Source organism: Priestia sp. YIM B13551, assembly GCF_042787905.1.
Classification (GTDB): domain Bacteria; phylum Bacillota; class Bacilli; order Bacillales; family Bacillaceae_H; genus Priestia.
On record NZ_JBHZOX010000006.1, the window covers coordinates 45700 to 61818 of the forward strand.

General features: G+C 36.2%; 9 protein-coding genes. All 9 read right to left on the bottom strand.

What is annotated here, in order from left to right:
• Positions 1-86 precede the first annotated feature (86 nt).
• Positions 87-284, bottom strand: coding sequence for a hypothetical protein (locus tag ACFX4N_RS23730; RefSeq protein ID WP_377262709.1), 198 nt, complete (start codon positions 282-284; stop codon positions 87-89).
• 9 nt (positions 285-293) lie between these two features.
• Complete coding sequence (locus ACFX4N_RS23735) at positions 294-4808, bottom strand: hypothetical protein (RefSeq protein WP_377262712.1); 4515 nt, start codon at positions 4806-4808, stop codon at positions 294-296.
• Positions 4789-7284 (bottom strand): hypothetical protein, encoded by a 2496-nt coding sequence (locus ACFX4N_RS23740; RefSeq protein ID WP_377262715.1) that lies wholly within the window; start codon positions 7282-7284, stop codon positions 4789-4791. Before ACFX4N_RS23740 ends, ACFX4N_RS23735 begins: the two co-directional genes overlap by 20 nt.
• 102 nt (positions 7285-7386) lie before the next feature.
• Complete coding sequence (locus ACFX4N_RS23745; protein WP_377262718.1) at positions 7387-9849, bottom strand: LamG-like jellyroll fold domain-containing protein; 2463 nt, start codon at positions 9847-9849, stop codon at positions 7387-7389.
• A 39-nt stretch (positions 9850-9888) separates the two neighbouring features.
• On the bottom strand, positions 9889-10278 hold the full coding sequence (locus ACFX4N_RS23750; protein WP_377262721.1) for a hypothetical protein: 390 nt from the start codon (positions 10276-10278) through the stop codon (positions 9889-9891).
• Positions 10279-10293: 15 nt separating this feature from the next.
• Positions 10294-10722: a hypothetical protein gene (locus ACFX4N_RS23755; protein ID WP_377262723.1), complete on the bottom strand. Its 429-nt coding sequence runs from the start codon at positions 10720-10722 to the stop codon at positions 10294-10296.
• Positions 10723-10739: 17 nt separating this feature from the next.
• A complete protein-coding gene (locus ACFX4N_RS23760; protein WP_377262725.1) occupies positions 10740-11072 on the bottom strand; it encodes an RHS repeat domain-containing protein in 333 nt (110 codons plus the stop codon).
• Positions 11073-11216: 144 nt separating this feature from the next.
• Entirely contained in the window at positions 11217-13580 is a 2364-nt protein-coding gene (locus tag ACFX4N_RS23765; RefSeq protein ID WP_377262728.1) for a hypothetical protein, read from the bottom strand.
• A 164-nt stretch (positions 13581-13744) separates the two neighbouring features.
• The gene (locus ACFX4N_RS23770) at positions 13745-16108 is read right to left on the bottom strand and encodes a carbohydrate binding domain-containing protein (protein ID WP_377262731.1); all 2364 of its coding nucleotides are present in this window, start codon (positions 16106-16108) and stop codon (positions 13745-13747) included.
• Positions 16109-16119 lie beyond the last annotated feature (11 nt).

The window sequence follows — 16119 nt, forward strand, 5'->3', positions numbered from 1 at the left end:
TCACCTACTTTACTTTAATATGAATCATATATAACCACTTGCTGATTTCTTTGCCATAATAAAAAGGACGGAATTAATCCGCCCTTTTAATAGTTGCTTCCTCTTTTAGGTTGTTTTTCTACGATTCCATTTCTACCATCTGCTTTAACCCACTTACGTAGATTTTCATCATAGACTTCTATTTCAAAATGAGTAAGAGATGGATCATCAACATAACTCCATTGCACATGAGTTTTGTTTGTTTCAGGATCGAAGTACTGGAATGCTCCCAATGGATAATTCATGGATATCACCTACTCCCATTCAATGATGTAATACGTACCGTAAGCTACATGTTTATCAATTGATTCACGAATGTATTCTTCTGATAATGTACCACCATATTCAGTTAAGATAGTTTTTGGTAAGGAGATAATTAAGACACCATTTCGATAAAAGGCTTTTCCATCCCAATTTCCAATATCCCAATATCTTTGTTTTCCTTTAATACGGTTATCAATTGTTTTAGTAGATATCTTTTCAGAGATACCTCCACCTCTTACACGCGCATCCATAACAACTACTTCATCCACATTTGTATGTTCTCGAACTTGAACTTTAGCAAGTAGTAAGTACATTGGATTTGATTGTTGGATATTGCGCCATTCTTCTGAGCTAAAGCAATGTCGAATCGAATTTCCAATTTCAGAATCAGGAACGATATAGATATGAATTAATTTGTTGAGGAGTTTAGCGGAAGGAACCTTCTTATACTCTACTTTCTGTTCTCCATTCACATAAGTAGTCATTGGTAATGTTGAATAATGGCCAACAGATGGATTGAGGTCTAGATGGAAGTAAGTATTTAGCCGCTCATTAAAATATCCTTTGTATTCATAGAAATCTTCATAATAAGAATATCGAGCATATAAATCATCTTTAAACGTTACGTTCTCGTTTAATAAGAAGATTCCATTTTGAATATCGGAATCATTTACAGATAACTCTTGATTCTCGAAGTATCCGTAATCTGCATAAACGGGACTAGTAGGTTCATATCTAAACATTACCTTACCTTTGTCATAATCAATTCGGTAATTCGTCGCTGGAATGATATTTTCTGGTGTTGCTTTCCCCTTACTTGTTTTCAAAACTGGTACAGGTTGTGTAAGCCAGTTTGTTTTAGAACCATAGAAAACAACTTCTTTCGTAACAGGGTCATGCATTTTGTTTTCAAACAGATCGTCCGTTACTTTTGAATTCTTATAAATTCGTTTATATAAGTGGAAATTGCAGTAATCATACGACGCATACACCTTACCAGTTACGTTCTGACCTGGGAAAAGAACTGTTCCTTCTTCAAAATCAACTTCAAAAGGATATTCTTCAAATATCTCTACAATATTTCCATTGTTATTAGCATCGATATAAATGTGAGCATTCTCATTTCGCAACCAATCTTTTTGTGCAGCTCGGAATAGTGTTCCATCTGATTCAGAAAAACCTTCTGCAATTAGCTGCTCTTTATCTACAGAACCCTGTAATACATAAAGATTGTTATGAGGAACTTTAACTGTAGAAGGCGTTAGGTATTCCATTTCATTTTCTACAGACATAATACCGATAGATGGATTAAAGATTTGAGACTCATACTCATTGATTTGATACTTCTCTTTTCTCATTACACGTTCTTTATATTGATTAATAGTTGATTGATTGTTCGTTGCATATAATTGCTGCCACTCTTGGTAGCCAAGGTCATCTTTCGTAAATTGACCATTGTGGATACGTAGATACCAGTTTTCTTTTGCATCTTTTGTTTGTGGCAACTCTGAGTACATACGGCGGTCATCAATCAGTTTTAATCCAAAGTTACGCTTAGAAGCACGAATGGTTTCAAAACCTGTTTCTACATGTAGGACAAAACTTGGCTTAGTTGTCGCCCAGAAAATATCCTTATAGCCGATAACTAGTTGGTCACTGTAGAACCACTCATTACCTGTTTTACGATCAAATAGTTTTAGATTTACTAGATTGTTTTCAGCAATGTTTTCAGAACCAAGACCAATTAGGTAATAAATATTGTTTGTATCGTACCATTCCTTACCACCTGGAGTTGGTGGTAGTAAAGTGTGTAAGTATCCTAGATTCACTAAACCATCTGATTTTCGAATGCTGCCCTCATACGCAACAGGTGCTCCATACATACGTTCATATCGTCCATATTCTGAACCTGTAGTTGTATCTATGCCGAACGAAACCCATTCGTAGATAAACGGAACAATAGTATATGTGAAAGGAATCTCTGGTGTTGCTCTTGTGATATTAGCATTCTCAAAGCCTTCTGCTTCAATGTCGATAGTTGTAGCATTTGGTTTTGTACTAAAAACGTAAAGGGATTTTTCACCCTCATTTTGAGGAACTCCCCTAACCGCCCCGACTGTATCTAAAGTAAGATTGTCGAAACTAATTTTACCGAAGCCATTTCCATCTACAAATCCTAAGCGGATCTCAACGTTTTGAGGTTTATCAATATGGAAAGTTGCTTCGAGCTTCACTACATCTTTCTTACCTGTAATAGCAAGGGAAGAAGCAATTTGTTTTCCATCTAAATCATAGATACCGATTTTAGCACCATCTGTTGTAATACCCCTTACCTGATCCACACTAGCCCATGCTGTTACTTTGTAATCATCGATAGCTAAATAGATATCTTCACTTTCCCAAAAAGCATGTGCGCCTACTGTTCCATCTGTAGAGTTAATAGAGATTTGTCGAACACCAAACATACTTGATGCAGAATCATGAGTAAATGTTACCGTTTGTCCGGCTAGCTTTTTTGTATTCCATGAAGGAATAGCATTAACAGCACTAGCAGTCCATGAAGTGACCGGCTGCCCTTGTGCATCTACATTTCCGCTTTCAAATCCGCTATTGTTTACTGCAATTTCTTTGTCTCCGTTAATAGCATGATTATAAGTACCAGTAGCATTATAAAACCAAGGTTTGCAATACACCTTCACATAGTCTTTAACGCTTGGAGAAAGGATTTTCTTAGCTACAATTTGATTTGGGTTGTAGTCATTTCTATCATTGATGTAAATATCAGTGTTATTCACTTTGTATTCCTGTGCAAACAAGTTGTCACGATGGTAAACAAAGTCATTTCGCCACGGAGAAAACATCCATTGTTCTTCTGCATGGTACATGATTGTGTTTAAAACAAAGTTCACATTTTCTCTTTGGTTGTGATAGAAGCCACGTAAGATACCGCTATTGGAGAAAATAACTGTTCCTTTTTCAAAGAATGATTTTCGAATAACAGATGGTCCACCATTTAAGTGAGTAATAATTTCTTCCCATTGTGAGCTTTCTTCATCTTGTCCGAATAGGATAACTGGAGATACATTTGAGTACCCTAGTGCTGCCATATCGGTTAGAGGGAATAAACGACTTGTGTAAGGAGTATTTTCATTTACTTTTTTAATACCAAACTCATTACTGCTTGTTGAAAAGCTGATATCTGCAATAAATGAATTTCCTTTAGCTGTCTTAAAGTCCAATACCTTCGTTTGACTACCAGCATTATCTACCCATATAGTTCCACCATTTTGTAAGTAGTGCTCAAATTTATCTTTGTACATGGATAAATCTACTTTTCCATAACCAGTAATCACTAACAAATCATAGTCTTCAAAGTGATGTTCTGGCATTTCTAAATCAACTGACCAGTAGCGGATATCACGTTTTAGAAGATCTAGTTCAGGAGGATGCGGATTGATAAGTTCAATATAGCTAGGTAGTAAAGAACTTTCATTAATCGCTTTGCCGACAGAAGTAAGGTTTTCTACCCCAACCGCTTCTTGAATAAAATAAAATCCGACATTTATTTTTCCGGGGTTTGTTTCACTCAATTTTGTTTTTAACTTCGCCTCTACACGGTGTTTGAACAATTGTGGTGTACGTGTTTGATAGTTTGCAATCATCACATCAGATGTAGCATAAAAAGAAAAATCATTTCCTTTTTCCTCAATTGTATAAACTTTTAAATGCTTATAGTTGTCTGGATTACTTGCCATATCAAGTGTGATGTCTTCAAACTCATCTTTCGTTACTTGTTCAAAAAAAGGATAAGCGTTTAGCACTTCTTCTTTTAGTTCCGACTGCTTAGTATCAGTTCTATAGTTTGGATAAATAACTTTGTATGTTACATCTTCCTCACTACGGAAATTTGTAAAAACAATGATTCGATAAATAAAGTTGTCTTCACGGACTAATTGAATCTTATACACATTATCACTAGTAAGCGGTCCACCATTCGCTTCAATTCGAATACTGTTACCCACATAAAGCAATTCGTTTCTTCTGTTGATTACAATATCTTCAAAGGCTACAGCATCTTGTATTGAATCTGTTGAATATCCACCTAAGTAAGGAAGAACTTGAGCGGAACGAGCATCGAAGCGGCCTCGTAATTCCATCTTATAAAACACTGGTTGTGGTGTATCTTGGCGGTTTTTACGTAAAGTAAATTCATCAGTAATACTAACTGCATCTGTTGGAAAGGTGATTTGTCCATCTTCAGTTTCTAATAAGAAGTCTTGGTTAGGGTAAACCATATAATCCTTTTCAATGAAACTAGATAGGCCGTTTTCTTTTATTTGAGAAGAAACATCTTCTAACAAGATGTTCTCCTCTGGTGATACAGGTTTTGATTGTACGTATGCAAGGTTAGCACTATTTGTAGGAACCTTTTGTCCAATACGAATAGCGTAACCGCGATTTCTCAGACCATCACGAACGAGGTCTTTATGCGGTTGTAGTTCCATTTTGCGTATCCTCCCATTCTCTTAACTGATTTAAAATAACAGTTAGATCCTGGTCTTTCTGATTTGTTTCCAGGACTAATATTTCATCCATTGTAATTCGACCATCTTGGTTAAGGTCTAAGATAGAGAATAACGTTTCATCCTCATATTTCTCTATCCCTTCATACATAAGGAGATAATTAATAATTGTTGTTTTAGCTGTTAAGATGTTTTTCTCTGCCGTCTTAATTTGGAGATTGTTTGGCTGCATCACTGGACGCAATAGAATCTTATAGCAGATACCAATTTGATTATCTTTATCCGTAATCCAAATGTAATCCTCAATAATTTCCCCATCCCTTTTTGCTTGAATATAAGGGGCATAGTATTGATATAAATACTGTCCTGAACGTTTTTGTGCTTCAACAGCATCTTTAGAAATGTGTCGTGCTATAAAACCTTTATCAGCAGTTATTTCTAAATTAGAGTGGGATAAGAAATTCCCTTGATAATCGAGAGGTTCAATGATTAGCGTAGAGTAACTAGCGCCATCTGCATGGAGTCGATCCGGAGTAACAGTTATGCGGAAACTATCTGTCTTATTTACAGTGTTTGTAACATACAAGAAGCCTTCATGATTTTGGTTTTGGATTGGATTCATATCAATCATTGTGGCAAGTTTCTGTGACTCACCGTAACGATTTCCTTCTTGATATACAATTCTTTTCCCACCGTCATGCTTTGCGAAATTAATACGGTACCCATCAACCGCTTTTATGTTGTAATCAATGGTATAGGTATCATTCACTTGATATGTCGCATATAAGGTTTTATTTTTTAGCGTTGGTTTTAAGCTTGAGTAAAGAGAGAAATAAAATCTCTTACCTTCAATTCGATAAGGTTCACCAATCTTCTCTCCATCTTCTGTACGAATAGCAATGTCTCTAAACTGTTCATTAAGGTTGTTGTATGCTACTTCAACAAAGTCACTTCTACCATCATATACAAAAGGTTCTTGATTCCATGTTTGGTATTGACCTGTTTCGTAATCGAAGAAAGAAACTTTTTGAAGAGTATCACCGTCCTCTTTCTGAACAAGAATCGGAGAGTGATCAAATGGAGCTACAGGAATTTCAGACCATGTTACATTTTGGCCGCTAATTCCTCCATCGAATAAAGACTGCATGATTGCTTGTGGTAATTGTGCTTGAATATTTGCATCTGGTTCTAACTTATTAGTGAACAACGCCCATTCTTCTAGAATGATTGGGTCCTTAATCGAACCTTCTTCTGCAAAAATTAAGCTAGTCACCTTTTCAGTTAGAAGCGGAGCATCTCCACGAGAAACTGTTTCACCATTAACAGTTAGCTCCATCTCTACTTCATTCCAACCAATTAACACTTCTGCTGTGCCTACTTCGGACAAACTAACGGGAATAGAAAGCTGTTGAGCCCCTATAAAGAAAAGCAACATACTATTTTTATAATCAATACGCAGTGATCCGTTATCTGTTCTAACAATCATTTGTTTATTTGTTGCCATAGCAGACTCTTCAAATCCTTCAGGAGCTGTTACCTTTACGTATAGGCTACCTGCTTGGTTAGGGAACGTATCCTTAATCGGATAACTTAATTGAGAGTTTTCTCGAAGTGCTGTTGCAGTCGTACTTGTATTAGGAATATAACCCGTTTCATTCACATGGTCTTCAATTTGAACTTCACCAATGATTAATTCTTGATCCGTTTCAAAATATAATGTGACTTGACCAGTTGCAGTCACTTGAAAACTTACACTAGATCTCGTTACTTCTTGGTTATCAATTGCGTAATCACTAATGATTGTTCCTGTTGAACTCTTTACGTAACAGCGGCCAACACCTTCGCTTGAAAATGAAAGTGTGTACGTATTAGGGGTTAAACTCATCGCTTGATAAATTTCAGCTTTTTGGTCTGTTAATCCCTTAAGCTTCATAAAGTTTTTATCCTCTATGCTAACAACCTTAAATTCGACACCTGTTGCTGAACTATTTGTTGTCCATCCAATAGACTGAGGTTCTTCAATCTCACATGAGTAAAAAGCTTCTCCAGTCTCACCATAGATACGAACTTCGCCTTTAACGAATAAGGCCGATTCGAATTTAAAAACAACAGTATTGTTTAGAGATACAACAAATTGAGTTCCATTTGAGTAAGCAACAAGGTTATTCGTCTCAGCTATTAAATTAGCTACAGGTACTTCCCCATATACTTTTTCAGCACCTTTAACGATACCGCCAATATGCAATGCCTTTTCTTTATCTAATGAAATAAATAAGAAATTTTCATCACTTAAGTATTTCGGAATTAATGCTATTTTTTCAGCAGGAGCAGGAAATGAAAATGTAACTCTACTATCTTTATATTGCTCTTCTGAAATAGAGGCATATCCACCACTTTCAAAAAGGATTGCTCCCGCTAAAGTGTCATGCCTCTTCACTATTCCTGGTTGCGTAAACATTGTCGCACCACCTTTTAACTGATTTCTGTTAAAAACCTAACCTTTAACTCTTTGCAGTGTAAACAAAAAAATAAGAAAAACGCTACAGCGTCAGCCATAGCGTTAAAGTTGAAATATAACTTTTTTGTTTCTGTCTGTAATGGTTATGTCTTTGTAAATCCCAGGCATCGGAAGAACTTCTGTATTGTTTGTTCCAATATACAGAGGTTGTGTAGTTACTACCGAGTTGTAGCCTCCGCCGCTAGAAATGTTCTTATAAATTACCTTCTCACCGTTTACAAATAGATTTATCCATGCAGAATCCCAAGTGATTTTAAATGTTACTGGAACATCCTTTTTAAGAAAATCTGTGCTAGGTATATAGTCAAAGTACTGTCTTGTCCCTGTAGCAGAAGTCATGTCAAAGTTAACAACATGAGTATCTCCATTCCCCCAGTTCCAAACACGGAAATTCTGACCTTGCCCCACACTAAAATACGTTCTTCCATTTCCTTTTAGTGCTGCCTGATTAGCAGAAGGAATATAGGTGAATTCTATTGTACCTTCAACATTATCAATGACTCCTAATATTTTACTAACACCAGTGTCCGCTTTACGTTCAGCACTAGTATAAGAAGTTGGATACGACTTATTTTCAACTTGAATTTCTTTTATCCAAATCGTGTTTCCATTACCTTGTGGCGCAATATCATAAAAACGATATGTAGCATCATAGGCACTTCTCGAAGCTGTTACAGAAATCATTTTCGTTTCTTTAGGCTGAATTGTTGTTGTATATAAATTTGATTGTCCTACATCACACCAATCTTGAAGAACATCAACCGCATAATCGTGGGGATTGTACACCGTTGCACTACAACTATAGGTTTGACCGTTTGTTATCTTTGATAAATCAACTCGATTACGCAAACCCATAGAAGCGGTAGCTCCAACTCCTGCTGCAACGTTTGTAACCTTTTTCCAACCATCTTGATTTATATAAGAAAAATTCGTGCCAATAACAGAATCACCTGTATATAGATTAATTGTACCTTCTTCAATCAAAATTCCATTACCTTTGATACGTGGATTATTCAAACCGTATTGAACACCATCAAACATTTCTACGCTTTCACGCTGAAACCTAAATGGTAAGTTACGATAAGGAGCTTTCTGAATGGGTGAACTAGGACTTTTCTTACCAGCCCAGTTATAGGCAAGAACAGGCTCGTCTGAAGAGATACTATTATACATCTTTAAATTACGAATCTCACCATTAAACCAGTATCCAGTGGTATGACCTGAACGCCCAATATAAAGAGGATTACTAGTAGTTGTCCAACTTAAGTTAGGCGCCCCATAAGTGTAACCAGTCTTAACATCATTGACGAAAAACTGTATATCTGTTCCATTAGCTATTACTTTAACTTTATAAAATTTGTTTAGTTCTAATTTAACATTACTGTATGAATTAGCGCCCCCACCTTCATAAAAACCTAGACAGCCATTAGCTCCATCTTGTGTTCCGCCGACTGTGAAACTCCACCCCAAAGATCCGTTACGATTACTAGCAATAGCAAATCGATAATCTTTTGGATATGAATATAATTTAATTTCAGCTTCAATAATCACTTGAGTAGTAATAGTTGGTTTATCAGTTACCACGATACAGTCATTTATTCCATTGAAAAATTCACCAGAAGATTTTTTAAGAACCTCTTCATAAGGATTAAACGAAGTATTGGCATAACCTTCTTCAAGTTGTAGGTTTTCAAACGTATATGTTCCTGCACTTCCGTTTGTTAGGCGTAACGTGACATACCCTCCATAACTTGAATCCACCACAAAAGAAAATTTAACAGGTGATGCATCCTGAACTAATGTAGCTAGTAAATCGTGATGCAATACTCTTCCTTTGTATAACCGATAAAGCCCTACTATATTTGCAAATGAGAATGTATAAGCTTTTCCGTTCTGCACAGGGATATGAATGATTCTAGATTGTGCTGAAGCAGTTAGCACAATCTTCATTTTATGAGGATTGTTTTGGTCAACCTCCATTGTCCCTCCAGGAGCAGTATCGTCTTGAAACCATCGCGGATCGTTAAAGTTTGGAATTAAATTTTTAGATACAGATACTTTATTTGCCGATTTATTAATTTCCTGATAAGGTTCAAAAGGTACTTTTGCATTCCCTTCAATCAGCATCGGATTTTTGATTGTAAATACACCTCTACTTGTTTGTGCATGGGTTTCCATCCACATACTAGTAACAGTTGGTGATAGTGTAAATGTAGCTGACTTTCTTGTATCAGCGAGTGTTGTATATTTTGTAGTTCCACTTTCTACAGTTGCAATAAAAATAACAGCACCAGTTGTAATTTCATCTACACTGAAAGTATAAGTACCACCGGGCCTTATCTGAAAACTATTATCCCTGAACCCGTTGTAGTTAGCAGCAGGATTAAGAGTTACTTCATGAGGTCCATTAATAATTGCATTCGGATCTGTTTTTAACCACTGATCAAACGGCTTAACTAAGTTTGTTTTAGGAAATTTCTTAGCTGATTTATAAGGTATAGTCATCTTTTAACCTCCTTTCATATAAAAAAAGAAGAGGTGAAATTACACCTCTCCTTGTGGAATTTCCTCTTGCGGAGTTTGTTCTTGTGGGACTACTTCTTCTGGAGTTTGTTCTTGTGGAGTTTCCTCTACAGGAGGATTAAGAACTAATTCTTCTTCAGGGATTACTTCATCTTGAGTAATTCCCTCTACTTCAAACACACTATTTTTTCTCCAATTAACTGTATTGATAAACCAAAATTTATCAATCTCTTTCATATCTTCATATAAAGCTTCTGCCAAAGGAAGTTCAGCATCTGCAAATTGCGGGAATACATTTTCGAACCAAGCAACCCCGACTGAGCCAGGATAGTACGTTCCGTTCATTTCAGCCGCTGGATCAAAGATAATTCGGTTTTGCTCATTTTTTGGTAGAGCCTCAATTAACTTCATTCTCTAGTTCCTCCTTTAGTTAGTACGTCTTACCCAAACATCGTAAGTACGTGCAGAAGCATCATTGTTCGTGATTTGAATTACTAAATAATCAGTTGGGCTTTTGATAGGTAAAATATATTTATTTGTACCTGCTCCAGTAGGTGTAGCTTGTGCAATAGCATTATCAATAACTGCTACTCCATCTGGTGAAGCCAATAATTTCAAATCAAAGTTATGTGAAGTACCTGTAGTTACAACCAATGAAGCCTGTGTGAAGCCTTCCATTTGAACAGCACTAGCAGTGATGTTAACTGATGCACCAGCACTAACACTATAAGCTGTTAGCCTTTTGTCTTGAATTGATAAGACACCTTGTACTTCCATAGGTTGTTGAATATTACTTTCGCTTAACTGAACGTTTAATTTGTCATTTGTGATATAACTTGCTGTAAAACCACCCATAGTTAAAACCTCCTTTTTTAGCTAGTAGCGCGACTAATAGAAGTTAATACGCCATTTTCATAATTGAATGTTGAAACGGTAGTGATCCCGTTTACTAATTCGGTTACTGTTGTAAGAGAACCATTTGAATCATAAGCTAAAGTTGATGAACTCAATGTAATAGTTCCATCTGTTTCCTCAACTTTAGTAAGGCGACCATCTGCATCATAAGTAGTGACAATCTGATTATTGTTTGTTCCCAAAATAGCTTGAATATTGCTATCTAAGTTGGCAAGACCAGTTTCCCATTTGTTAACTTGATCAGCACTTACTATGTCGCCATTAGCCCACGTTTTCTTTACGTATGACAATACTTCCACCGTCCTTTCATTTCTAAGAAGCAAGATTGTTTCTCACGTAGATATTAGTAACCTTTACAAAGAAATAGAGTCCAGTTTTTACTTAGCACATTTCTGTTCTGGCACCATAAAGAAAACACACCCTAAAGGTGTGTTTTAGATTTGGAATGTAACGTTACCATTACGATCTTTTATTACAAAAGATTTTAACGTGTCATTTAGAGGCACTACATCTAACGAATAACGAACCCCAAAAGATAACTGTCCAATAATGTTGTTTATATTAGCAGTGCCTGTTCTTTGGAGTGTTACACCATTGAATGTGGCTTTTAGTGTCGTACCATCCCACTCAACTAGAAGAGTGTTATCATTTTGAATGAGACTGCTATTAAATGTTAATAAGCCTAATTTATTAACACTAACTTGAAACTTATCATATGCCATATCATAGTTCGTGAAGAAACGATCAGCATTTGAATCGAATAAGAAGAAACTTCTCTGTTTACCTATCGTCAAATCTTCTAGATGAAATTTAACCTCTAAAGAGCCTTTTACAGTATCAATCAAGGTATTTGAAATAGCACTAGGAACATAAGCAATATCCGCTTTACGTTCCCGCTCAGTATAGGAAGTAGGAAATGCTTTTTCTTCTATCTGCCAATCCTTATAAAGTTCAAAGTAATCACCAATTTTTCCACCACTTAAATAGAAACAAACATTTACTTTCGTCACAGAAGCATCTGTAGTAAATGTCATATAGTATCGATCACCCATCTTAAAAGGCTTTCTTCTTATAGTGCTCGAACCTGATTGTTCAGCGAGAAAATTTAACTTATCTTTTGCACTTTCACTCTCTACAAACCTTGCAGAAATAGTGTAAGCGGTATTTGCTTTTACTGGAATACTAGTGATATACCCACCAGAAGAGTTCCCATCTGTGCTTCCCGCAAAACGAACACGATCGCCTAAATCCAGAGAGGTTGTTCCATTGTTGCTGAAAATACTTTTTCCAGCAAATAAATTAACAGTACCTTCCTCTATTAGAATTCCATCATTTTTAACACGAGGGTTGTTATTTCCGTATTGAATTCCATTGAATAATTCAACACTTTCACGTTTGTAAAAGAATGGGTAGTTTTTATAAGGGGCTCTTTTTATAAAGGAAACAGTTTTTTTGTTTACAAGTTGATACGATTCAAATTCAGTGGCTACAGAACCTTCTTCTAACTGTACCTCATCGTAGGATACTTCATTAGGAAAAGTTCCTGATGCGTTATTACCTGTTGTAAGGGATACAAACCGTTCACTTGATGTAGTCGTAAAAGAAAACACTAAACTACTAGGTATCGATAATTCTCTTCCCCCACCTGTACTAACTGCTTGCGAATACAAGCTATTATGAGTTGCAACAGCATATTGAGAAAGCTGCGTTATAACTCTATGAGTAAAGACACTTGTAGAGCACATTATCTTAATTGTATACGTAGTGTTAGGCTTTACAGGAATGTTTGCGGCTAATATACTTGGGGCTTGATTTCCTGAAGCATTAGTTCCTGAGAATGTTTTGGTGAATTTACTCTCTTGCACTAAGTTTTTCTTTGGAACTAATGTTGCCTTCTTACCGACTTCTTCATAGGGGATATTAACTGTATAAAGCCCTTGTGCTAACATCGGTTTTGCTATAGCAAGCTCGTCCAATGTAATGACTCCATCATCCTTACGTGCAACAAGAACACCTACAGAAGTCATGTTTGAAGGCGTGGTAAACACATAGCCATCAAAAACCCAACCCGAATTGCTGATTTCGTAAGATTGACTAGAGAAGTTCCGCATATACACACGATACTCTCCATCTATCTTTACTTTATATTGAGTATTGGGTGTAACAGTTATTCTCTCAGCTAAACGTAATCTCTTTGTTGTTGATGTTTCTGTCCATAACGTATCAGCAGAAGCTACGGTCCACTTCTCGACATTAGGATTGATAAGATTAATTGTAGGAACTTTTTTTGCCGGGCGATAAAATTGTCCAGGCTTCACACCATATTCTCTTTCAACCCCATCATAGTTAATGTGCATGTAGTATAACTGACCTTTAAATAGGTTGTTATTAACATCACCAAAACCTGTAACAGTCATAGGTGTACTAGCAATTTGGTTATCAGTAGCAACTTTTACACCATCTACATATATAGTACGTTCGCCTTTTGTGTCGAAAACAAATTTCACTTCATATATTTTATTATGAAGAAATCCTGGCATACTTGGCAAAAGCATTGTTCTCGCCGCTAGATTACTGGTTGTGTATACATAGGGAACATCACTAGTATTAAGGTATGAGTCAAGAGTTAATCCTCCTCCGCCTTTTACAAGCCCTTGAATTGTATTGGAATCGTTATGTTTAAACACAATAGTTATTTCAAGCCTACGAGTTGCTGAAACATCAGTTATGGTTAAAGGTAAGGTAAGTGAAGATCCTTCCTTATAATTCAGATCCGCAGGTTTATTAATTGTAATCATTGCTCAACCTCCTTTTAAATAGTAGCGGTACTATTTTTATTAAGAGCATAATTGTCTACTCTCGTGTATATTAGTAACCTTTGTAAAGAATTAGCGTCCAGTTTTTATTTCTTCTTTTCCTATCTTAATAACAAAAAGAGATACACCTATTTGTTAGGTGTATCTCAAAGTTGGAATGCTACATTTCCATATTGATCTTTAATTACTAGATCCTTATACAAAGCATTACCTTGTTTTCTAGTGGCAATAGAACGAGAACCGATGTATAGCTTTCTAGAATCCGCTGCATTAGGTGTAACAAATTTAGACGCGGTACTGTATATAACTACATCATTTGCATAAAGCCTAGAGCCAGAGGAGTCCCATTCAAATTTATATTTGATTTTGTCACCCGCTTTATAGTCAAGGACATAGGTTTTTTCCACACCTTGAACCCAAACAGAGTGCCCACCTATTGCATCATTGTTCCTTCTAATTAAAAATCCATTAGAAATCTCGTCATAATAAACAATATCATTCCACCCGTAATTTCCAGCGGGAGGAAAAATGTCACTATCTAATAATGGAGTCACTGTGTACTCAATTGATCCCTTAGTGGCATTAATATATTTATCAGCGTTAGGAACAAAGGCATATTCTGCTTTTCTGTCTCCCACCGTACAAGAAGTTGCATATGGTTTTTCTTCGAATTGCCAATCCTTTACTTCAATAATCTGACCAGTAGGCTCATTGAAAAAAACACAATATCTATTCGCTTGAGTTGTACTAGCCCCCATAGTAACTGTTTTGGTTATTTCAGTCCATTCTCTTCCCACTGTAGTAAATGGTGTATCATCAAGAATGGTACTATTTGTGCCATATGTGATATAAGGTTTAATCCTAATATCTTGCCCTTCTAGAACCCTAACTCTAAATCTAAGGGTGTATTTAGTACTAGGCTTCACTGTCTTAATAGGGACGTTTAAATGGTCTCTATCAGTACCATTTGATAGAATCATTTTGTGATAATTACCATCTGTTTCAGTTACAATGCTACCTGTCACTGTAGGGTATGAAGTATATAGCTTAGGAATTAAATTAGTTGTCCCCTCCTCCATTAGGAGAGCACCATTTTTAGTACGTGGGTTATTAATACCGTATTGTAGATTATTCAAAATTTCTACACTGTCACGGCGGAAGGTTATTGGGAGGTTGAGGTATGGAGCTTTTGCGGTAGAGGAAACAGGTTTCTTAGCTACTGGAGTATACCGTTCAAAAGCCGTTTCTACGGAGCCTTCTTCTAACTGCACAAAAGGAACAATTTCTGATGGACTAATTTTACGCGCGTCACCAGTTGGAACAAACTGAAATGTAAAGTATCCAACATTTGATGGAGTTGTAAACGTTGCACGTTTAGTGTAAACATTTGCGCTTCCTGTTATTGGGGAAATATAGACATCACTCTTATCAAAATAGTACATTTCACGAATAGTAACATCTGCAGCTACTCCCGTAGTACTGATAGTGTAAGTTGTATTAGGTTTAACTGGTATCTTACAATTAGCTTTCAATACCAGCCTTGAAGTGGAATTGGAAAAAGCACCATTTTGCCCATTGATAGTACCGTTGTACCAAATATCCTCAGTAGTAGGAATTAAGTTCTTTTTCGGAATCAGTGTCGCTTGTCTGTTCATTTCTTTATAAGTCTGAAAAGGAATGGGGTTTCCCCTTACTAAAGAAAAATCTTTAACAGTGTAATCTCCACTTTTACCATTATTCTCAATTCGCACAATAACATCTGAAGTACTTGCTACAAAAGTTACAGGATTATTGTCTACTACGTTTGCTAAGAAAGACGAAGGATTGTCTTTTCTAATGACCCTAATACGAGCATTAATCCCTGTCAAGGTTCCTGAAAGAGTATATGTTTGCCCTTTTATAAGTGTCATGGGAAAGTCATAACCAATTACATTATTGGTTGCAATACTCATGTAGTACTCATAGTCACTTTTGACTTGGCCTTTAATTTGTCCACTTGCTACAACCCATCGTTCACTAGTGAGAGGCGGGAGCATATTAACAGATTCCTTCGTTGCACCTCTACTCACTTCCATGTATGGTTCAAACTCTGTAACAGTAGAACCTTCTTCAATCTGTATAGTGAAGTCGCTCGGTAAGTCATTAGGAACAAAAGACGTGTTATCTCTCTTCCGCACTGCAACACCAATAAACCTACTTGTTGAAGTCATAGCTTTTATCTTGGTAGGTGTTGTCGCTCCATCAATCCATCCTGAATTATAAGTCTGTCCACCTTGCTTAACTTCCGCATTAAATTCTGCAAAAGCCCAATAATAATCAGAAAGACCACTGACTGAAAATGAATATGTTTTATTAGGTTTTACAGGAATAAAATACTTATATCTGTTTCTAATTGTTTGAGTATCCCAATTACCATTTCCATCAATACCGCCTTGCTCAAAATTATCAATGGTAGCATTAATTAAATTTTTTCTAGGCATTTTCTTCGCTGATTTACCAGTTAAAATCATTTTCTAACCTC